The sequence below is a fragment of the Micromonospora sp. NRRL B-16802 genome, assembly GCF_001279555.1.
Classification (GTDB): domain Bacteria; phylum Actinomycetota; class Actinomycetes; order Mycobacteriales; family Micromonosporaceae; genus Micromonospora; species Micromonospora profundi.
Genome location: NZ_LGEB01000097.1, coordinates 153429 through 173187 on the forward strand (window position 1 = coordinate 153429; position 19759 = coordinate 173187).

19 protein-coding genes are annotated in these 19759 nt (G+C 72.2%); 6 read left to right on the forward strand and 13 right to left on the reverse strand.

Annotated features, from left to right (window positions below):
• Nucleotides 1-177: 177 nt before the first annotated feature.
• The 6 genes from ADK66_RS26155 to ADK66_RS26180 are packed head-to-tail and all read left to right on the forward strand — an operon-like array spanning nucleotide 178 to nucleotide 6022.
• Nucleotides 178-1308: a LacI family DNA-binding transcriptional regulator gene (locus tag ADK66_RS26155; protein ID WP_053660095.1), complete on the forward strand. Its 1131-nt coding sequence runs from the start codon at nucleotides 178-180 to the stop codon at nucleotides 1306-1308.
• A 19-nt stretch (nucleotides 1309-1327) separates the two neighbouring features.
• A complete protein-coding gene (locus ADK66_RS26160) occupies nucleotides 1328-2674 on the forward strand; it encodes an ABC transporter substrate-binding protein (protein WP_053659820.1) in 1347 nt (448 codons plus the stop codon).
• A gap of 31 nt (nucleotides 2675-2705) precedes the next feature.
• Nucleotides 2706-3689, forward strand: coding sequence for a carbohydrate ABC transporter permease (locus ADK66_RS26165; protein WP_053659822.1), 984 nt, complete (start codon nucleotides 2706-2708; stop codon nucleotides 3687-3689).
• Entirely contained in the window at nucleotides 3689-4573 is an 885-nt protein-coding gene (locus ADK66_RS26170; RefSeq protein WP_053659824.1) for a carbohydrate ABC transporter permease, read from the forward strand. Before ADK66_RS26165 ends, ADK66_RS26170 begins: the two co-directional genes overlap by 1 nt.
• Nucleotides 4557-5174, forward strand: a complete 618-nt coding sequence (locus ADK66_RS26175) for a hypothetical protein (RefSeq protein WP_053659826.1) — start codon at nucleotides 4557-4559, stop codon at nucleotides 5172-5174. The genes ADK66_RS26170 and ADK66_RS26175 overlap by 17 nt, the downstream gene beginning before the upstream one ends.
• A complete protein-coding gene (locus ADK66_RS26180) occupies nucleotides 5171-6022 on the forward strand; it encodes a PmoA family protein (protein ID WP_231640199.1) in 852 nt (283 codons plus the stop codon). The genes ADK66_RS26175 and ADK66_RS26180 overlap by 4 nt, the downstream gene beginning before the upstream one ends.
• 14 nt (nucleotides 6023-6036) lie before the next feature.
• Here ADK66_RS26180 and ADK66_RS26185 read toward each other — a convergent pair whose 3' ends face one another.
• The 13 genes from ADK66_RS26185 to ADK66_RS26250 form a co-directional block, all read right to left on the reverse strand.
• Nucleotides 6037-6789, reverse strand: a complete 753-nt coding sequence (locus tag ADK66_RS26185) for a hypothetical protein (RefSeq protein WP_053659828.1) — start codon at nucleotides 6787-6789, stop codon at nucleotides 6037-6039.
• Nucleotides 6790-6828: 39 nt separating this feature from the next.
• On the reverse strand, nucleotides 6829-7287 hold the full coding sequence (locus ADK66_RS26190; RefSeq protein ID WP_053659830.1) for a hypothetical protein: 459 nt from the start codon (nucleotides 7285-7287) through the stop codon (nucleotides 6829-6831).
• Entirely contained in the window at nucleotides 7284-8216 is a 933-nt protein-coding gene (locus ADK66_RS26195) for a hypothetical protein (protein ID WP_053659832.1), read from the reverse strand. Before ADK66_RS26195 ends, ADK66_RS26190 begins: the two co-directional genes overlap by 4 nt.
• Nucleotides 8213-8881, reverse strand: a complete 669-nt coding sequence (locus ADK66_RS26200) for a phage tail protein (RefSeq protein ID WP_053659834.1) — start codon at nucleotides 8879-8881, stop codon at nucleotides 8213-8215. Before ADK66_RS26200 ends, ADK66_RS26195 begins: the two co-directional genes overlap by 4 nt.
• Nucleotides 8862-11564: a putative baseplate assembly protein gene (locus ADK66_RS26205; RefSeq protein ID WP_053659836.1), complete on the reverse strand. Its 2703-nt coding sequence runs from the start codon at nucleotides 11562-11564 to the stop codon at nucleotides 8862-8864. The genes ADK66_RS26200 and ADK66_RS26205 overlap by 20 nt, the downstream gene beginning before the upstream one ends.
• Nucleotides 11561-11989: a GPW/gp25 family protein gene (locus tag ADK66_RS26210; RefSeq protein WP_053659838.1), complete on the reverse strand. Its 429-nt coding sequence runs from the start codon at nucleotides 11987-11989 to the stop codon at nucleotides 11561-11563. Before ADK66_RS26210 ends, ADK66_RS26205 begins: the two co-directional genes overlap by 4 nt.
• Nucleotides 11986-12324, reverse strand: a complete 339-nt coding sequence (locus ADK66_RS26215) for a hypothetical protein (protein ID WP_053659840.1) — start codon at nucleotides 12322-12324, stop codon at nucleotides 11986-11988. Before ADK66_RS26215 ends, ADK66_RS26210 begins: the two co-directional genes overlap by 4 nt.
• Nucleotides 12324-13919 (reverse strand): contractile injection system protein, VgrG/Pvc8 family, encoded by a 1596-nt coding sequence (locus ADK66_RS26220; RefSeq protein WP_053659842.1) that lies wholly within the window; start codon nucleotides 13917-13919, stop codon nucleotides 12324-12326. Before ADK66_RS26220 ends, ADK66_RS26215 begins: the two co-directional genes overlap by 1 nt.
• Nucleotides 13916-14815, reverse strand: coding sequence for a hypothetical protein (locus tag ADK66_RS26225; RefSeq protein ID WP_053659844.1), 900 nt, complete (start codon nucleotides 14813-14815; stop codon nucleotides 13916-13918). Before ADK66_RS26225 ends, ADK66_RS26220 begins: the two co-directional genes overlap by 4 nt.
• A gap of 1833 nt (nucleotides 14816-16648) precedes the next feature.
• Nucleotides 16649-17131: a phage tail protein gene (locus tag ADK66_RS26235; protein ID WP_053659849.1), complete on the reverse strand. Its 483-nt coding sequence runs from the start codon at nucleotides 17129-17131 to the stop codon at nucleotides 16649-16651.
• A gap of 3 nt (nucleotides 17132-17134) precedes the next feature.
• Nucleotides 17135-18424: a phage tail sheath subtilisin-like domain-containing protein gene (locus ADK66_RS26240; protein WP_053659852.1), complete on the reverse strand. Its 1290-nt coding sequence runs from the start codon at nucleotides 18422-18424 to the stop codon at nucleotides 17135-17137.
• Nucleotides 18425-18447: 23 nt separating this feature from the next.
• On the reverse strand, nucleotides 18448-19146 hold the full coding sequence (locus ADK66_RS26245) for a carboxypeptidase-like regulatory domain-containing protein (RefSeq protein ID WP_053659854.1): 699 nt from the start codon (nucleotides 19144-19146) through the stop codon (nucleotides 18448-18450).
• A complete protein-coding gene (locus ADK66_RS26250; RefSeq protein ID WP_053659857.1) occupies nucleotides 19143-19751 on the reverse strand; it encodes a glycine zipper family protein in 609 nt (202 codons plus the stop codon). Before ADK66_RS26250 ends, ADK66_RS26245 begins: the two co-directional genes overlap by 4 nt.
• Nucleotides 19752-19759: the final 8 nt, after the last annotated feature.

Below are 19759 nucleotides of genomic sequence, written 5' to 3' on the forward strand. Positions count from 1 at the left end.
GTCGTCAACGACGGCGGCACAATCGGCGGTAAATGTCAGTGTTTGCGGGCTTGAATGTCACCCCGAGGGACGTTGGCGCAACAGAACCGCAATCATTGACCGTTGACACTGGAGCAACCGTTTGCATTAATGGGCGGCACCTGCGTGACCGCCGCCACATCGGACGAAGGGGCCGCCGTGCCAGTCACCATCCGGGACGTCGCCCGCGCCTCCGGCGTGCACATCTCCACCGTGTCCCGCACCTTCTCGGCACCGCACCTGGTCAACCCCGAGACCCGGGTCCGGGTGCTGGCCTGCGCGGAGGATCTGGGTTACCGGCCCAACCGGGCCGCCAGAGCCCTGATCACCGGGCGGACGCACAACATCGGCCTGATCATCGCCGACATCGCGAACCCGTTCTTCCCGCCGCTGATCAAGGCGGCGGAGAGCCAGGCCCGCCACCGCGACTACCACGTGTTCGTGGCCGACACCAATGAGGACCCGGCGGCCGAGGAGGAGTTGGTCCACGCCCTCGCCAAGCAGGTGGACGGGGTGCTGCTGTGCAGCCCGCGGATGAGCAACAGCCTCATCGAACAGCTCAGCCGCGAGGTGCCGCTGGTAGTGGTGAACCGTCAGGTGACAGGCCTGCCCTGCGTGCTCATGGACGTCGGGCAGGGCGCCCGCGCCGCGATCGAGCACCTGGTCGGCCTGGGCCACCGCAGCATCGCGCTGCTCGGCGGGCCGCGCAGCTCGTGGACCAACCGCGAGATGCGGCGGGCGGCAACAACGGCAGCCCGGGCCGTCGGCGCGGAGCTGACGGTGCTCGGCCCCAACGCTCCCACCGAGATCGGCGGTTCCGCCGTCGCCGAGCAGGTACGCCGCAGCGGCGTGTCGGCGGTGCTCGCCTACAACGACCTGATGGCGATCGGCCTCATCGAAGGGCTGGACGCGCTCGGGGTCCGGGTACCGCAGGAGGTGAGCGTCGTCGGGGTCGACGACATCACCCTGAGTCGGCTCACCCGCCCCAAATTGACGACGGTGGCCACACCCACCGGGGCCGCCGGCCGGACGGCCGTCGACATGCTGCTGCAACAGGACATCGAGTCACCGCGCGGTGCGCGGGGGTCCGGTGCCGGCACGGCGCTCGGCGTCCGTCGCACCACCGCACAGGTAATGCTCCAGACCGACCTGGTCATCCGCGACTCGACCGGCCCGGGCCCACACGCCCGACCGGCACGTCCCCTGGCCGCACCGCTTGGCCCGGACCCGCATCGCCCTGCGGGCCCGGGCATCCCGACTGCGACCACCGGTGACGCCGTCGCCTCCTAATGCCGAGGAGTGAGCGCACATGCACCCCGCTACGCCCCCCACCACTGGCGCGCCCGCCGGGCGCGCTGGCCGTACCGCCGTACCGAGGCGGCGGCTGCTGCGCGGCCTGCTGGCCGTGACGGTCGCCGCACCGCTGATGTTCGGTGCCGCCGCCTGCGGAGACGACGAATCCGCGGCCGACCCGAACGCCCCGATCAAGCTCTCCATCTTCTGGTGGGGTGCCGACGCGCGGGCCAAGCTGACCGAGGACGCCCTGGCCCTCTACACCAAGAAGAACCCGAACGTGACGTTCGAGAAGACCTGGCAGGCCAACCAGGGCTACTTCGACAAGCTGGCCACGCTCACCGCCGGCGGCAACCCGCCGGACCTGTTCCAGATCGACGACAACTACCTGTCCGAGTACGCGGCCCGCAACACCACGCTTGACCTGACCCCGTACCAGGAGTCCGGCAAGCTGGACACCTCCAAGTTCCCCAAGAGCCTCTGGCAGTACGGCGTTGTCGACGGCAAGCTCGCCGGCCTCGCCGCAGGGGAGAACACGCAGGGTCTGGTCTACAACAAGACGCTGCTGATCAAGAACAACCTGCCCGAGCCCACCACAGGGATGACCTGGGAGCAGCACATCGCCTGGGCCGAGGAGGTGGCGAAGAAGACCGGCGTGCCCGGCACCCAGGACCCGAGCGCCGACTACAAGGCGTTCTGGGTCTGGCTGCGCCAGCAGGGCAAGGACCTCTACAAGGGCAAGGAACTGGGCTTCGGCGCCGAGGACGTGACCAAGTGGTTCGAGCTGTGGAAGGGCGCCCGGGATCGCAAGGCCACTCCGACCGCTGACGTGATCCACGAGGGCAACTCCAGCGACATCAGCAAGCAGCTGGTGGTCACCGGAAAGTCGGCGACCTCCTGGGTCTGGGCCAACCAGATGCCCGACCTGAAGAAGAACACGAAGGACGAGCTGGGCGTGATCGCCTACCCGGGTGACCCGAGCGCCCAGTGGGCACGGGCCTCCATGTACTGGTCGGTGTTCAAGGGCAGCAAGCACAAGGACGTCGCGGTTGACGTGATCAACTTCCTGAACAACGACACCGAGGCGGTCAAGCTGCTCGGCACCGACCGGGGCCTGCCGTCCAACCTGGACCTGCGCCGGGTGGTCAGCGACGACACCACCGATCCGGCCATGAAGCAGTCCATCGCCGTCGAGGCGGAGCTGACCGAGAAGTTCGGCGAGTCCCCGCAGGTGCCGATCAAGGGCCACAGCAAGGTCAAGTCCGAGCTGATCAAGGCTGCCGAGAACGCCCAGTACGGCCGGGCCACCCCTGCCCAGGCCGCCGCCCAGTTCGTCGAGGCGTGCAAGGCCGCCATCGCCTGACCGCCCCACAAGGCGAGGAGAGGAGCCGTTCGTGGCGTTGACCACGGCGCCCGACCCGACCCGACGCGGCCCCGGAACCGACCGGGCCCACGCTGAGAAGCGTGGGCCCGGGCGTATCCGGCACAGCGAAGGTCTGGCGGGGTACGTCTTCCTGTCGCCGTGGCTCATCGGCCTGATGGGCATCACGGCGGTCCCCATGCTGCTGTCGCTCTACCTGAGCTTCACCAACTACGACATCCTCACCCCCTTCTCCGAGGCGCAGTGGGTGGGGCTTGCCAACTACGAGCGGATGTTCACCGCCGACCCGTCGTACTGGCACTCGGTGCGGGTCACACTGACGTTCGCGCTGGTCGCCGTGCCGCTGAAGCTGGCCGCCGCGCTCGGCGTGGCGCTGCTGCTCAACCGCGCCTGGCGCGGGGTGGGGCTGTTCCGTGGCCTGTTCTACCTGCCGTCGTTGCTCGGCGGCAGCGTCGCGCTGGCCATCGTCTGGGTCAACATGTTCAACCGCGACGGCGCGTTCAACTCGCTGCTGAGCCTCTTCGGCATCGAGGGCAAGCCGTGGGTCAACGACCCGGACTGGGCCCTGCAGACGCTCATGGTGCTTGCCATCTGGCAGTTCGGCGCGCCGATGGTGATCTTCCTGGCCGGGCTCAAGCAGGTGCCCACCGAGCTGTACGAGGCCGCGTCCGTCGACGGGGCGGGCCGGTTCAGCCAGTTCCGCAACATCACCCTGCCGATGCTGTCACCGGTGATCTTCTTCAACCTGGTGCTGGAGACCATCAACGGCTTCCAGGGCTTCACTGCCGCGTTCGTGCTCAGCAACGGCACCGGCGGCCCTGTCGACTCCACGCTGATGTACACGCTGAACCTCTACATCACCGGCTTCACCGACCTCGAAATGGGCTACGCCTCGGCGATGGCCTGGGTGTTCCTGCTCGCCATCGCGGTGATCACCGCGATCTTCTTCAGCACCGGACGGTTCTGGGTGCACTACTCCGACGGGGAGGACCGGTGATGGTGGCGGTGACCCCGACCGCAGCGGCGCCGAACGCGCGCCGACGGCCCGGCGGCCGGCCCGTACTGCGACTGCTGATCCTGGTGGCGATCGTCGCCGTGGTGCTCTACCCGCTCATCTGGATGGTGGGCACTTCGGTGAAGTCCCAGGAGGAAATCGTCAACAACATCGGGCTCCTGCCCGAGCGGTTCACCCCGGGCAACTACACCGACGGGTGGTCCAACTTCGACGTCAGCTTCGGCCGGTTCTTCCTCAACAGCGCAATGGTCAGCCTGCTCACCGTCGTGGGCAACGGGCTCTCCTGCCTGCTGGCCGCGTACGCCTTCGCCCGGCTGCGGTTCCGGCTGCGCGGCATGTGGTTCGCCGTCATGATCGGCACGCTGCTGCTGCCCGGCCACGTGCTGATCGTGCCGCAGTACATCCTGTTCCGGACGCTGGGGCTGGTCGGCGGCGAGTGGCCGTACCTGCCGCTGCTCATCCCGCAGTTCCTGGCCACCGAGGCGTTCTTCGTGTTCCTGATGGTGCAGTTCATGCGGGGCGTCCCGCGCGAACTGGACGAGGCGGCCCGGATCGACGGCGCCGGCCCGTACGGCATCTTCCGGTACGTCATCCTGCCGCTGAGCCGTCCCGCGCTGGTCACCACGGCGATCTTCTCGTTCATCTGGACCTGGAACGACTTCTTCCGACAGCTCGTCTTCCTGTCCCAGCTGGAGGACTACACGGTGCCTGTCGCGCTGACCCTGTTCATCGACTCGACGAGCCAGAGCGCGGTCGGTCCGATGTTCGCCATGTCGGTGCTGTCGCTGCTGCCGGTCTTCCTGTTCTTCGTGGCGTTCCAGCGGATGCTCGTCGAGGGGATCAACACCAGTGGCATCAAGGGCTGAACCGGAGGGCGGCCGTCGCGACTGGCGTGACGTCGCCCGCGACGCCGCCGACCTGGCGCTGCTCGGCATCCTGCTGACGCTCGCGGCGGCACCTGTCGTGACAGCCGCCGCGGCGGCCGGCACGGCCAGCGCCGCAGTGCACGACTGGACGCGTACCGGTAGCTGGCCGTCGGCACGGACCACAGTGCGCCGGTACGGCCGGTCGGTGCTGCCCGGCGTGCCGGTCAGCCTGCTGGCGCTCGCCGTGACCGGGCTGCTCGCGGTCAACCTGGCGGCGCTGGCCACCGGGCGGGTGCCCGGCGGGGTGGTGGCGCTGGCGGTGACCGTCCTGGTCGCCGCCGGCCTGGCCGGGTACGCGGGTCTGGTCGTCGTCGAGGTCGGCGGCTGCCGGCGGTGGCGGGCGGCGGCGCGCCGCGCCGGCCGCGCCTGCCTGGACGCGCCCACCCGTTGGGCGGCGGTGAGCGGGGTGACGGCGTTGGCCGGGCTGCTCGCCGTCCTTGTCACGCCGGTGGCGGTGCCGATCCTCGCCGGCTACACGGTGGCAGCCCTGCACGCCGTCGCCGGCCGCTGGCCGGCCCTCGCCCGAGCGGAACTGCCGTGAGCACCGGGCCGGAGCCCGCACGGCTGCTTGTCGGCCCGACGGAGGTGGCCCGGTACGTGGTCGACCCGCCGCTGGACGCGCGACACGGGCCCCGCCCCTACCTGCACCCGGTACGCACCCTCGCCGGCACTGTGGTCACCGACGCGCTGCCCGCCGACCACGTGTGGCACCTCGGCGCGTCCCTCGCCGTGCAGGACGTCAACGGCGCCAACCTGTGGGGCGGGCGCACCTACGTCCGGGACGTCGGCTACACCTGGCGTGACGACCACGGGCGGATCGCGCACACCGGCTGGACCGAGCAGGCCGCCGACCGGCTGGCGCACGACGCGCAGTGGCGCGACGCCCACGGACGGGTGCTGCTCACCGAGCGCCGGCGGCTCGCCGCGTCGGCAGTCGCGCCGGACGTCTGGCGGCTCGACCTGACCTGCGCGCTCACCGCACCGCCCGGTCACGAGGTGCGCCTCGGCAGCCCGGCCACGAACGGGCGCCCCGGCGGGGCCGGCTACGGCGGGTTCTTCTGGCGGGCCGTCGCCGACGGTGAGCCGACGGTGTTCGCCGCCGACGCCACGGGGGAGGAGACGCTCAACGGCAGCGCGGTGCCCTGGTTGGCCATGGCAGGTGTCGGGGCGGGCGGTGCGACGTACACACTTGTTTTCGCGGGCCTCGGGCCCGGCGACAGGTGGTTCGTGCGGACCGCCATGTACCCGGGTGTCTGCGTGGCGTTCGCGTTCGACAGGCCGGCAGTGGTGGCGGCCGGCGACACCCGGCACGGCCACTACCGGGTGTGGGTGGCCGACGGCACCCTCGACCGGGACCAGGCCGCCGCCCTGGTCGCGGCGGCCCCGTGAGCCCTACCCACCCGTCACCGGGTGGGTAGGGCGGCTGTCACCCGCACCGACTTGACGATGGCCGGGATCGAGCCGATCAACAGCACCAGACCCCACACGATGGCGACGATGGCGAAGACCAGCGCGCCCACGTCGTCCAGGATGCTCACCACGACCACCGGCACGAGCCGGTGCAGGAACTCCAGCACGACAGTGCAGAGCAGAGTGGTGAGCGCCAACAGCACCAGGCCCTTGTTCTGGAGAAAACGGGGCTGGGCCAGCAGCAGCATCGCCACCCACACCAGTTTCAGCACCAGCACCAACCCCAGCAGCAGGCTCGCCTCGCCCACCGGGAAGAACCCCCACAGCGCCAGGTACGCCAGCGTGCCGAACGGTACGGCCACGAACAACGACACCATGATGGTCAGCTCGACGAAAGCGATGATCAGCAACACCAGCGAGCCCAGGAGAAGCAGGATCGAGAAGATCAGCGTCGCCACGCCCTGGATCCGGCCCTGCGTCCGCTCGGGCAGCACAAGGCTCAGGCAGAACAGGCCTGTCGTCCAGAGCGCCACCGCGTCGATGAGCGCCAGATAGCTCGTCCCGCGCCCGGAGGGTTCGCTTATCGCACCGGCGTCCACCTCGACCCCGAGGTCCACCGCTCCGGCGCGCAGCGCGCCGGTGGCGTCCCCGCCGCCGGTGAGCAGCGACGACCCGACCTCGACAAGCACCACGAGGGTCACCGCTACCAACGCCAGTAGGAGGAATGGCTTGCGTAGGTCACCCACGTCGGACCTCCTCGTGGCCGCTGCCGGCCGGTAGGTGGATCAGGTGGCGGCGATGGTGACAGTGCATGCCACACCTCCCGGACACCTGAGCAGCACGACTGCCGCATCGTCGACGGCGATCCGGGCGACAGCCTCGCCGTCGTCGCCCGGCTCGGCGTCGGCCCGGACGGTGAGGTCGGCGTCCCGGGGCGCCGGGGCGGTCACCGTGAAGGCCCGACCGCTGCGCAGCACCAGCGTCCGGAGCCCGCCCGGGTCGGCAACCCGCAGCTCGCAGCCACCGACGAAGCTGAGCACGTCGGCGGTGCGGTCGCAGCCGGCCCGTACTGTCGCCGGGTCGACGGTGCTGCTCCCGCCGGCCAGCCCACTCAGCCGCCCGACCACCCCGGACGGTTCGCCCGCGCGTCCCCGCTCGCCGCCGCCCACGCCGACGGCAAGCGCGAACGAAGCCACAAGCAGCACCGCAAGCGTCACCAACAACAGCTTCTGCCGGCCGCTCATCGTTGCGCGACCGCCCCGCTGACCTCGGTGAAGCGGATCTGGTCGACACCGGCGAAGTAGCGGTTGACGCCCTGGGTCCGGCCCACCGCCACAAGCGTGAGCGTGTGCCGGCCCGCGCCGAGCCGGATCGTGCCCACGTCGGTGAAGTCCTGCAGGACCACCTTCGGCGTGAAGCCGAAGAACGTGCCGCCGAGCTGCGTGCCGTCGACCTGCCAGATGGTGTTGGCGTAGTCGAACGAGGTGGTGCGGGCGGCGGAGAAGAGCCAGACCGCGTCGGCCGGCAGGTCGACGGTGAGGCTGACCCGGTCGCCCGGCGCAAGGCCCTGGAAGAACAACTGCTTGTCGTCCGACCAGGTCACCGCGCAGCAGTTCGGCTGCGACACCACAGTCGCGCCGGTTCCGGCCGGTGACTCCACCTGCGCGCCGTCGACAAGGCTCTCCGCCTCCACCGTCACCACCCGTGGCGCACCGGGCGTGGTGCCGTCCGGCCGGGTCAGCAGATAGCCGGCCACCCCGCCCACCACCAGCACCAGCACCACCGCCGCTGCGGCGATCCACGGCCACGGCGTCCGCTTCGGCGCGGCCACCGCCTGAACCTCGTACGTCACCCGGCCGCTGGAGCGGGAACTCTCCTCCGGCGCGGTGTTCGCCGAGTACGCGAAGCCGGTCATGTCGTAGCGGCGAGGCGCGGTGCCGGGCGGAACGGCGAGCCGCACCAGGAACGAGACCGAGCCCGGCCCGGGCACCACCCGCTGCGGCTCTATCACGTCGAACCAGGCACGCTGGCTGCCCTCGCCTGGCGCGACGTCGAAGACCACTGTGTCCGGCGCCTGGTGCGGATTCGAGACGGTGAAGGTCAGCTCGCCCCGGTTGCCGGCGTCCAGTGTGAACTGGGAAGCGGCGGCGGCGACGGTCCATTCGGTGGTCATGACGGCTCCTCTGCGGAAGATGGGTGCGAGACGGGGTGGTGCGGCACCGCCGCCCGGCCGATCGCCGGGCCCGGCGTCGGGGTCGCCGCGTCAAAGTCGCCGTCCGGGGCCGGCGTCGGGATCGCCGCGTCGGAGTCGCCCTCCGGGGTGGGCGAGGGCGGGCCATGCAGGGCGACCTCGGCGGTCACCGCGACGGGCTTCTCCGCCTCGACGATGCGGGTGACGAGGGCGAGCTGACCGCCGGCGGTCGCCGGCACCCGCACCACGATGTGAAAGGGCTGCTCCGCCGGTTCGTCGATGACGAAACCCGGCACGCCGGTGGCCAGCTCAAGGGCCCTGCGCATCCCGTACGGGGTGCCACGCCACCGGGCCAGCAGCGCGGCGTTGGCCACCAGGTCACGAAGCCGGCCCAGCGGCAACGGCAGCGGGGCGTCCGGCCGAGGTGCGGCCACCACGTGGTCCATCGCCACCCAGCGGGTCAGCCGCACGACAAGCCCGTCCGGCGCCCGGTACGGATCGAACAGGGCGTCCACCTCGGCGAGGATGGCCTCGTCCGGGGCGTGCAGCCCCTCCATCACCTCCAGCAGCGCCCAGAGCACGCTGCCCGGCACGCACGCCCGCTGGTACGCGGCGGGCAGCAGCCGCTCAATCGCCGAGCGTCGCATCCTGGCGCACCACCTCGATGTCGTGCTCGCCGGAGCAGAGCAGCCACGTGTCCGGAACGGTCACCACGTCGGCGGTGGCCTGGTTGGCGCTGGCGGTCCAGTCGACCGCGTCGGCGCTGCGGTACACCCCGCGCTCGCCGCCGGCCAGGACCAGCCGCTCGGCCGCCGCGGCGCCACCGGTGGGGCTGGTCGCGGGGCCGCTCACCGCGATGGCGTCGACAGGTACGAACCGGGTCCTGTCGCGCAGCGGCAACCCGCAGTTGACCATCACCGGTTGCCACTGCGGCTGCGCGGCGAGGGTGTCCAGGCGTAGCACGCCACCGCTCTGCGTGGCCGCAAGCGCCAGCGGGCCGGCGAACGCTAGGTCCCGGCAGGTGCCGCCGATCCACCCGGCCTGCATCGTCTGCCACTGCACGTCCGACTCGAACAGTCGCGTGCGGTGGCAGCCCTGGCCGGGCTTCTTCGGATCCGGCTCACCCGCGCCGCTCCACAACAGCGTCGCGGGGCCGTCGTACTGCACCGACAACACCCGGTTGTCCACATTCGACAGACCGACGTGCGCGAAGCTCCCCGGCCGGCCGCCGGCAGTCGACAGGTACACCCCGAAGCCGGCCTGCGCCGCCACCGCCACACCTGGCGCACCCCGCTCGGAGACGAACGCCCGCACCGCGTAGAAGCCTCGATCGGCGTCGGACGGGTCGACGAGGATCTGCAACGGCACCGCGCCGGGCAGCAACGACACCTCGTACAGGCCGGTGTCGGTGGCCACCAGCAGCGCACCCGCGCCGTCGCGGTCCAGCCATGCCACGTCGGAGATGCGCGAGTCCAGGTCGGTCAGCAGCGACCAGGTCTCACCCAGGTCGGTGCTCAGGTGCACCCGGGAGCCACCGGACGCACGCAGCGTCACCACTGCCACCGAACCGGGACGCGGCACGATGCCGGGCCGCACCGGAGCGGGCGCGGGCGCCACCCGCAGCACCGTCTCGTCGTCGAACCGGCCGGTCGGCTCCCAGCCCGCCCCGGCATTCGTGGACCGGAACAGCACCGGACCGCGCCCGGCGTACCAGGTGCGGGGCTGGTACTTGTCGACGGCGAGAGCGCGTACCTCCGCGTCGGGCGCCTCGTCGACAACGAACCGCACCGACTCGACGTAGCGCACGCCCGGCTCGGCGTGCTCCAGCAGCCGGTAAACGTTCGACGCCCGCAGCGGCTCGCCGAACGGCCAGCCCGTCGGGTTGAGCGCGGTGGGCAGCGGGCTCAACGTCTGGTGCAGCCGGTCGTGGATGCGCCGCCGGACCGCGTCCACGTCCTCCTCGCGCCGCACCACCACGCGCGCCCGTACCGACACCGCCTTGAACCGGGCCCACGTCGCCCGGGACCGGACTCCCATCATGCGGCGCTGCTCCAGGTCGGCCTCCACGCGATGCCGCGCCTCGGGCACCTCGTGCTCGCGCAGCACCGCCACCGACAGCCGGTCACCCGGGCGGGCCGCCGGCGGGACGTACGGCACCAGCACCACCTCCACCTCGCCCGGCCGGGCGAAGCTGTACACAGCGGCGCGGGTGAACGCCCGCGCCCGCGCCACAGCGCCCGAGGCCGTGGCCAGCACCTCGAAGTCGCGGGCGGTGACCGCGCGCTGCTGGGCGAAGAACTCGTACGGGCCGCGCAGCAGCACCGACTCCAGCGCCTCCACCTCCCGCCCGCCGGCGGCCGGCGTGGGGTTGTCCACGCGTACCCCGGGCAGGGGATCGCGCAGGCTGGTGAGCGTGCCCGCCGCCACGTTGCCGGTCGGCCCGCCGCCGGCCCGGTACCAGAGCCGGACCTGCCGCCCGGCCGGCGGCACCGCCGCCACCGTCCCTGAGGGCACGCCGGTCCGGGCCGGGTCCGCGGGCGCGTCGGCGGGCGTCGCGTCGGCGGGCGTCGCGTCAGCGGGCGTCGCGTCGGCCCGGGTCGCGTCGGCGGGCGGACGCAGGTCGAGGGCCGGGGCGAAGGTGATCGTGCCCGAACAGCGGTCCACGAGGTACGCCTTGGCCTGCCTGCCGAGCCCTGCGAAGCTTTCCACCGGCTGCCAGATCTCGAACGTGCGGCCGTCGTGCTCGCGGGCCGCCGCCCCCAACTCCACCGAGCCGGCGGGCACCTCCACACCGAGCAGCAGGTCCAGCGCCTCGGCGGTGTGCGCCAGCGGAGCCCGGGACGCCCGCAACACCTGGCCCGGCTGGCCGGTGCCGACACCAAGCATCTCCGCCTCCACCGGCTCGCAGTGGTGCATCCGGACCGTCACCGACGCCTCGCCGGCCGCCAGCAGCGCCGGCTCGGTGGTGACGAACACGACAGGCCTGGGGTCCGCGCCGCGCGCCGCCGCGACCCGCAGACCCGCCGGGATCCGTACCGCGCCCCGATCGGTGCCGCTGCGTGTGAAACGGACGTCCGCCCAGGCCGCCGTCGGCGCGTGCCGGGTCACCCCGAGCAGGTTCAGGAACGAGACGTACGCCTTCTCCGGCAACTGGTTCAGCCGGTAGATCATCACCTCGGTGAGGTGCGCGAACGCCTCCACGAGCGCCATGCCCGGGTCGTGCGCCGACAGGTCGGTCCAGGCCGGGCAGGACTGGCGGATCCGCTCGCGGGCCTCGGTGACCAGGTCGAGAAACCCCCGGTCGTCCAGGTGCGGCACGGGCAGCGTCATGACGGTCCTCCCGGGTCGTCGGCGGCGAGCAGGTCCACGGAGAACACCAACTGCCCGGGCGTCAGGCTGGCCCGCACCCGGTAGTCCAGCCGGATCACCAACCGCCACGCGTCGTCCGGGTCCGGCCCGGCGTCCACGTCGATCACCTCGACCCGGGGCTCCCAACGGGCGATCGCCTGCCGGACGTAGTGGATGGCCAGCCCGGCCGTCGTGTCGTCGTTCGGCGCGAAGATCAAACGATGCAGCCGTGACCCGTACCCGGGTCGCATCAGCCGCTCGCCCGGGGTCGTCGACAACAGCAGACACAACGCCTGGCGTACGCTCTCGTCGCCGTCGGTCATCGCCAGGCCACCTGCGGCGGTGAGCGCCAGCCCTCCGCCCCGCCCGGCGTCGAAGCCCGCGCCGACGAACCGGAACGCCCTCACCGGTCCGCCCCCAGGAACGCCTGGCGCGCATCGCGCACCGTGTGGTGGACAGCGCCCGGCGGCGTGCCGTTGGTGAACCCCTCCAGGTGCGACAGCACCACCCGGTGCCCGTCGACGCGTACCCAGTCGCTGTAGCCGACCCGGACGGTGAGCGTCTTCGTGCACGGCTTGATTGTCGGGCCGTAGTTCGGGCAGGCGACGATCTTGCGACCTTCCGGGTCGTCGTCCACCAGCACCGGTACTGCGGTGACGGTCACCCACTCCTGCGACGGCCGGTTCTCGACCCGGCCGTCGTGATCGCAGGTGATCAGCGAGTCGCGGTGGATCCAGCGCATCAGCCGCCTCCTTCGTGATGGGCGCGGGCCAGCGAGGCGGCCTGCCGCGCCGCAGTGGCCGGGTCCTCGGTCGACTCGGCGTGCAGGAAGTCCACGCTGCGGGCGCGGACCACAATGGCCCGCCCGGGCGCGGAGATGACCAGATCGGTCGCCGCGTGCAGGGTCGCCAGATCGGGGGTCAGCTCCAGGAAACTTCCGCCCTCGGTCGCCAGACGCAGGCTGCGCCGTACGTCGTCCACGACGATCGACTGCCCACCCGCCGTCCGCAGCGACCAGCGGCGGGCCCGCCCGTCGTCGACACCCGCGTCGTACGGCTCGACGGCACCGAACAGCGAGCCCAGGACGATGCCCGAGGCCGGCTCGCCGCCAGGCAACACCACAAGCACCGTGTCGTCCGGGTCGGGCAACGCCACAAGCCCCTTGCCGCGCCCCGCACCGGGGCACAGAACGCCGAGCCATCCAGCGTCCAGATCCCCGTACGCCGGCAGGGTCAGCCGTACGCGGCCCAGCCCGTCCGGGTCGGCGACGTCGGTGACGGTGCCCAGCGTCACAGTGGCACCGGCACCTGCCGGACGGGCTGGTGCGGCCGGCGGCACCGTGGAGAACCGGGTCAGGTGCCCGTTGCCGTCGACCGTGTGCACCACCTCGGTCAGCACGTACGCGCCGGCGACCGGGTCGGGCACACCGGACAGCGTGATCCGTCGGCCCGGCCGCAACGCCGGATCGCCCTCGGCCACCCCCTCGGCGGTGACCAGCGCGGCGGCGCGCGTGTCCAGGCGGGCCTGGGCCAGCGCCGCCAACTCGTCGTCGCTGCGGCCAGGCTGGTCCACAGCGGTACGTACCCCGTCGGCGCCCACGTCGGCCGGGTCCGGACGGTCGCCTGCCGGTCGGCCGCAGCGCGCCTCGTCGACCCGCTGGCTGATCGGCTCGGCCCGCTGCGGATGCCAGCCCAACGCCGCGCTGGCACCGCTGGCCTGGTCGGAGTTCGTGGCCAACCGCAGCGTGTGCACGTCCACGCCGAGAGCCAACGCGACAGGCTCGCCGTAGCCGGCCAGCGAGACCAGACGTACCCCGTCGCCGTCGGCGGCCAGGTGCAGCCCCGCCCGGCCGGTCACCTCACGCAGCAGTTCCAGGTCGCTGTGCCGGTGCTGCACCAGCCGCTCCAGCCGTGGCCCGTCGCACTCGACGGTCACCGTCAGCCCCACCTCGCCACACAGTTCACCGGCCAGTTCGGCGGCGGTCACCGACGTGAAGACCCGAAGCCCCTGTCGCTTTCGCAGCCGGTGCAACGCGTCGTACGCCCGCAGGCGCAGCACCGCCGCGCCATCGGCGGCGTACTCCACCTCCACACAGGTGACCTCCCCGGCGAACAGCGCGTCGGCATGGTCGGCGAGACGCACGCTGAGCGACGTGCCCGGCCGTACCGGGGGATCGAAGGCGCCGCTGCCGGCACCGGTGGCGAGCACCAGTTCGGCCTGGGTGGGCTGGTCGAGTCGCGCCGCCACCCGCAGCGAACGGACCCGCTGTCGGGCCGGTGCACTCAGCTCGACGCCGTCGAGCAGAACCGTGAGCGCCCGGGGCGCGATGCTCGTCACGGCGTACCCCCCGGGTTGGTGGTGGGAGACCAGGTGGCGGCGCTGGTGGCGAGCGACGTGCCCACGAACGACGCGCCGGAGCCCACCGCACCGGCCACGGCGCGGGCGATCCCGGCCAGCGCCGCCCCGCCGGCGTCGGTGCTCGTGCTGCCGCCGCCCGTGGTGCCGCTGCCTCCGATGCCGCCGGTCGGCGGCGGGACGGCAAGCGTGGTGCCCGCAGGCACCGCCAGGGGGTCGGTGATCCGGTTGTGCTCGGCCAGCAACCGCCAGCGCAGCGGCGACCCGAGCGCGTCGTTGGCCAGCAGATCGAAGCGCACCCCGGTGCTGCCCGCCTCGGCCGCCCCGTCACCGGCGGCGACCACAGCGCTGCCGGGTGCGGCGGTCGGGGTGCTCGCCGCGGCCAGTTCCTCGGCGAATCCGGCCTCCGCCTGGTCGGCCGTCTCGGCGGCCCGAACCAGCTTCAGCCGCAGCCAGGAACGCCGCGGCGAGCCGGTACCGGTGAACGCGTCGAACCGCTCGGCCACCGCGATGATCACGCCGGGCACGTTCCAGGTCTTGCCCCAGACCAGCCGGACCAGCGGAGGCCGCAGCCACCCGTGCTCGGCGCTGGAGTTCTCCGCAAGCATCCACAGTGGACGGGTGAGCACCCGTACGTCGGGCGGACGGACCTGCGCCTGCACGAAGTCGACGTCGAAGAGCAGGTCGAGCACCAGCTCGGTCCGACCGCCGCCGGTGAAGACCAGCGGGTCGTCGGCAAGCCCGGACCCGGTGAGCTGACCGCCGGCCGCGCCCCGATGGCGTACGCCGGCGAGCCGTGTCACCTGCACGGTCTCCGGGTTGAGCAGGCAGTCCACCCGCTCCCCGGAGGAGTCGATGAGGAAGGCGACGCGCTCCATCAGTCGCTCGCCTGTTCCCGGTCCAGCCGATCCACCCGGGTGGCGTCCAGCGCCTCGCCAGGCACCGCCCACAGCGATCGGTCATCCGGCAGCGTCGGCCACGGGTCGGAAGTCCTGGACGCCCATCCGTCGTCGCGATGCCCGTGCCCCGGTCCAGCGGCCCGACCAGTTGCCGCGGCCGGCTGTCCGGGCCACGCCATCTCGTCCGGAAGCGCCGGCCAGGGCCCGCTGCCGGTGGAGCGAGCCACCTCAATCGGTCGACCGCCAGCCGCGCCTCCGGCATCCGCTGCGGCAACGCCGCCACCCGAGCGGTCACCTGCCACGAACCGAGTCCGCGAGGCCGCGTCCCCGCCGGCCACGACCCCCGTCGCCCCCGCCCTCGTCGCCCCGGCCCCCGTCGCCAACGCGGTGCCCGTCGTCAACATGGCTTCCGCTCGCGGGTCGGCGCTTGTCGCCCCGGAGCCCTCGGTGACCCTCGCACCTGTCGACCGCGCGCCCTCCGTCAACGCGGCAGGCGCGGAACCGCCCCGCCCGTCGGACCAGGCGGCATTGCTCAAGCCCTGTTGAGACGAGCGGCCGACCACGACCGAGCTGTTGGAGTTCCTCCAAACGCTGGGACTGCCCGGCGCGAACCGGCCACTCTCGACGCCGCGTTGGTCAGCCCGGGCTCCGCGCCGGTCGCCGCCGGTTGCGAGTTGGTCGTCCGCAACGCTCCGCTGGTCGCCCCCATGCCCTCGCGGGTCATCGTGGAAAGCGCGCGGATCGCCTGCGAGCCCATCACCGGTGGCTCCGAACGCGTTACCTCCAACACGCTGCCCTCGACCACCCGACCCGGACCGCCCTCCACCCCGCGCAGCAGTCGCAAACCAGCCCCAGACGCCCTGGTGCCGGCCGCCCACCCGCGTCGTAACGGATCTTGGAAGGAAACTGCCCCTGGAAGGGCCGAAATCTTCCAAGATCTCTGCTGGCGGCCACGAGCCGCGCCCGGGACGGGTGCTGGTCGTGAGGTGGGGGACCGCAGGGCGGATCAGCGGCCGGGCTCCCTCGACGGATCTTCCGGCTCGGGTGTCAGGACGATGCGCTCCTGTCGCGCTGCCACGCCCGGATGACCTGCCCGCGCCACGGTGCCCTCGATCCGGCTCTCCGCCGCTCTCGCGGTTACCTGGCCCCGCGAACCTGTCAGCTCCACCACCAACAACCCAGCCGGTAGCACCGAACGAGCCGCTCGCACCGACTGAACCGCCTGTACCGAGCGAGCCGGCCGTACCGAGCAAGCCGGCTGTACCGAGCGAGCCGGCCGTACCGCGCGAGCCGCTGGCCGCACCCACCGAGCCGGCGGCGCCCGCCTGCGGCCCGTCGGCCGCCGCCGCACCATGGACCGTCGCGCCGCCAGTGAACGCCCGCCCCGGACCCGTGCCGTCGCCGGCCCATTCGACCGGATCGGGGACGTCCCGAGCGTCGTCGTGTCGGTCTGTCGGAGCCCTGTCGAGATCCAGCTCGCGCAGCAGCCCGGGGGCGTGGGCGGCGACGAGGTCCAGCCAGTGCCGAGGCGGCTCCCCGAACCGACGCGGCGCCGCCTCGCCGACCGACGCCCGTCGATCGACCGGCCGGTCCTCCGACAGCCACTGCTCCACAGGCCCGTGCTCCGACAGCCGCTGCTCCAAAGACCTGTGCTCCGACAGCCGCTGCTGCGACCGCTGGTCCGAACGGTGGCCCGGCCGCGGGTCCACCGGCCCTTCGTCCGACGAGGCATGTGGTGGGTCGGCGTGCTCGACCTGACGGGCGAGGCGCAGCGTCGCCCCGGCGGCCGAGCGCAACCGCCCCGCCAGCCAGCTACGCGGGGGTCGGCGCGGTGGCACTGCCGGACTCCAGCTCAAGGCCCTCGTAGCGCAGCGTCAGCGACGCGATGGCGATCTCGTGGCTCAGGGTGTTGAGGTGCGCGCCGCGCCACCGGGTGGGCCAGGCGTCGATGAGGTTCCAGCGCAGCACCTCGGCGGTGCCCACCGAGTCCAGCAGCACCACCGACACGTTGCGGCGGTTGAGGGTGCCCTGGGCGGTGGCATTCACCCAGTCCCACAGCTCGCGGGACGCGGTGAGGCCGAAGTGCAGCGTCACCGGCTCGTACTCGGCCTGGCCCGGGACCATCCGCATCCGGCCGAGGCCGTGCTCGCGGTACGGCTGCCCGGGGATGTTCATCTCCAGCCCGCTCATCTCGGTGAAATGGCCGTTGGTGACGCCGTTGATGAGCAGCCGGAAGTTGTACGCCCGGTACGGGTCGGCCGGGGCGCCGGGCTGCGGGGTGGCTGTGGTGGGCATGGGTCAGCCTCCGATCGTCTCGGTCTCGGTGCCGCCGGCCCACTGGCTCAGCTTGAACACCACGAACTCGGCGGGCTTGACGACGGCGATGCCGATGTGGGCGATCACCATGCCGGCGTCGCGGACGTCCGGCGGGTTGGTCTCCTCGTCGCACTTGACGAAGAACGCCTCTTCCGGGCTGCGCCCGAGCAGCGCGCCGTCGCGCCAGACCCGGGTGAGGAACGCCCCGATGTCGCGTCGGATCGAGCGCCAGAGGGTGAAGTCGTTGGGTTCGAACACCATCCAGCGGGTGCCGTTGGCGATGGCCTGTTCGATGGCGATGCTGAGCCGCCGGACGTTGAGGTAGCGCCACTCACTGGCTTCGGCGGCGAGCGTACGGGCGCCCCAGACGCGGATGCCCTCGCCGGCGAAGTAGCGGATCACGTTGACGCCCTTGGGGTTGAGCACGTCGTGCTCGGGTCGGGTGACGAGGTAGCCCAGGTCGACGGCGCCGCGGACGGGTTCGTTCGCTGGCGCTTTGTGGACGCCGCGCAGGGCGTCGGTTCGCGCCCAGATGCCAGCGAGGTGCCCGCTGGGCGGGGTGAGTTCCAGTTCTCCGCTGATCGGGTCGCGTACCCGAAGCCACGGGTAGTAGAAGGCGCCGAACTCGGACTGCCGGGGCCGGTACGCAGCACCCTCAGGCCCACCGGAGCCAGCGCCGCCGCCCGAGCCGGAGCCGCCGCCAGCGCCGCCGCCCGAGCCAGCGCCAGCCGAGCCAGCGCCGCCGCCCGTACCCTCGGCGGGTTTCGGGGGTTTGCCTGACGACGGCGTGGCGACCTTCGTCAGCGCGGCGATGTCGTCGATGTCGGGCGCCGGGTCGCAGATCGCCACCATGGTGCGGGTCCGCTCGGCCATGCTGAGCAGAGCCTCGTGGGACACCACGTCGTGGAAGCCGGGGGCGGCGATGATGGAGATCTCGTCGACAGCCTCCAGCAGTTGCAGGCCGGCGCGGCGCTGGCCGGTGCCGGTGATGGCGCCGCCCTCGCCGACGTTCACCACCCAGCAGCGGGCGCCACCGTTGTCCAGGAAGCCGAAGACGGCCCGGGCCAGTGGGGTGCTCTCGGTCTGGTCGCCGTCGGCGAAGAGCCGCAGGAACTCGGTCCAGTTGTTGACGGGCACCGCCCTGCCCAGTTGGGCGGTGCGGTTCGGGGCGACGCCGACGAACGCGGCGATGCTGGTGCTCGCCGGTCCGATCGGTCGGGCGCCGCTGGGGACCTCCTCGACATAGATGCCGGGGGAGAAGTAGCTGGGCATCGGTCCTCCTGTGCGGGTGTGCGTCAGTGGGTCGGTGGCGCGCAGACGATGACGATGTCGTCCTCGCCTGGGTCGACGTCGGCGGTGAGCACGAGACCGCGCCCGCTGAGTCGGAGCCGTACCGGGCCGGGGTTGTCGGGGTCGTGCGGGACCCCGACGATGAGGAACCGCCCGTCGGGGCCGGTTCGGGCGGCGGACGCCGTGGCGGGCAGTTCGACGCGCATCGCGGCGAGAGGTTGGTCGTCGGGGCCGACCACACGGCCGGTGAGTGTGCGGACCTCCAACTGACGCAGCCGCAGCGGTTGCAGCACCGGTGGCGCGGCAGGGGTCGGGTGGTCCACCTGCGCCGGTACATCGATCAGTAGCGCCGGGCGGGGCGCGACGCCGAACGCGCTCCACAGCGGAGCGTCGCCGGCCTCCAGCACGATCGGGTAGCTACCGTCGCTGGTGGCGGCGGTGAGCACCCGGTCGAGGTGGTCCAGCCCGGCCGGCCCGGTCACGCTGAGCAGGTAGCGGATCGTGAACCGGTACGGTTCGCGGACCGCCCCGCTGGAGCGGGTCTGCCGGGCCGGGCGCAGTTCGAGGGGCCAGAGGGTGAGCCCGGCGGCGTCGCCGTCGGTTCGGGGCGGGCCGATCGGGACGGGTTCCCCCGCCGCGCCGGCAAGCCAGGCGGCCAGCTCGGCGGTGGCCGTCGCGATCGGTCCGCGCCCGTCGCTGCTCATCGCGGTGGCGTTCCCTGGATCCGGTACGCGATGGCCTCATTCCACACGTGCGGGTAGACGCCGATCTCGAAGTACCTGGTGAAACGGTTGATCGGGGCGTTCGTGTGGTCGTGGTAGAGCAGCCAGATCGGGGCGATGGTGAACAGCACGTAGTTCGCCAGCACCAGCGGGATGTAGAGCGGCCCGAGCAGGCGTGCCTGGAAGATGTGCACGTCCTCGTGCCGCTGGATGCCGGAGCTGGAGCCGGCGCAGACGGTGCCGAGGGTGGTGGCGTAGCGCGGTGAGACGCCCTCCACCACGCTGACCCGGCCGCTGCCCAGTGAGGTGGGCCTGTCCAGCGAGTGCCCGAAGATCAGGTGCACGGCCAGGTAGATCGCCCCGACCACTGTGTTGAGCAGGCTCCACGTGTGGTCGACGACGAAGAGGAAGATGCCGCGGGCGTCCGAGGCGTACACCCCGGCGGAGGCCACCGCCCAGCCGAACACCGCGCCGACAAGCAGGCCCACGACGGCGCCGATGAGCAGGCCGACCGGACCGCCGGCCAGGAGGCCGAAGACGGCGCTGGCGCCGACCAGGACCACCGCGCTGAGAATTCCGAAGATCATGACGACAT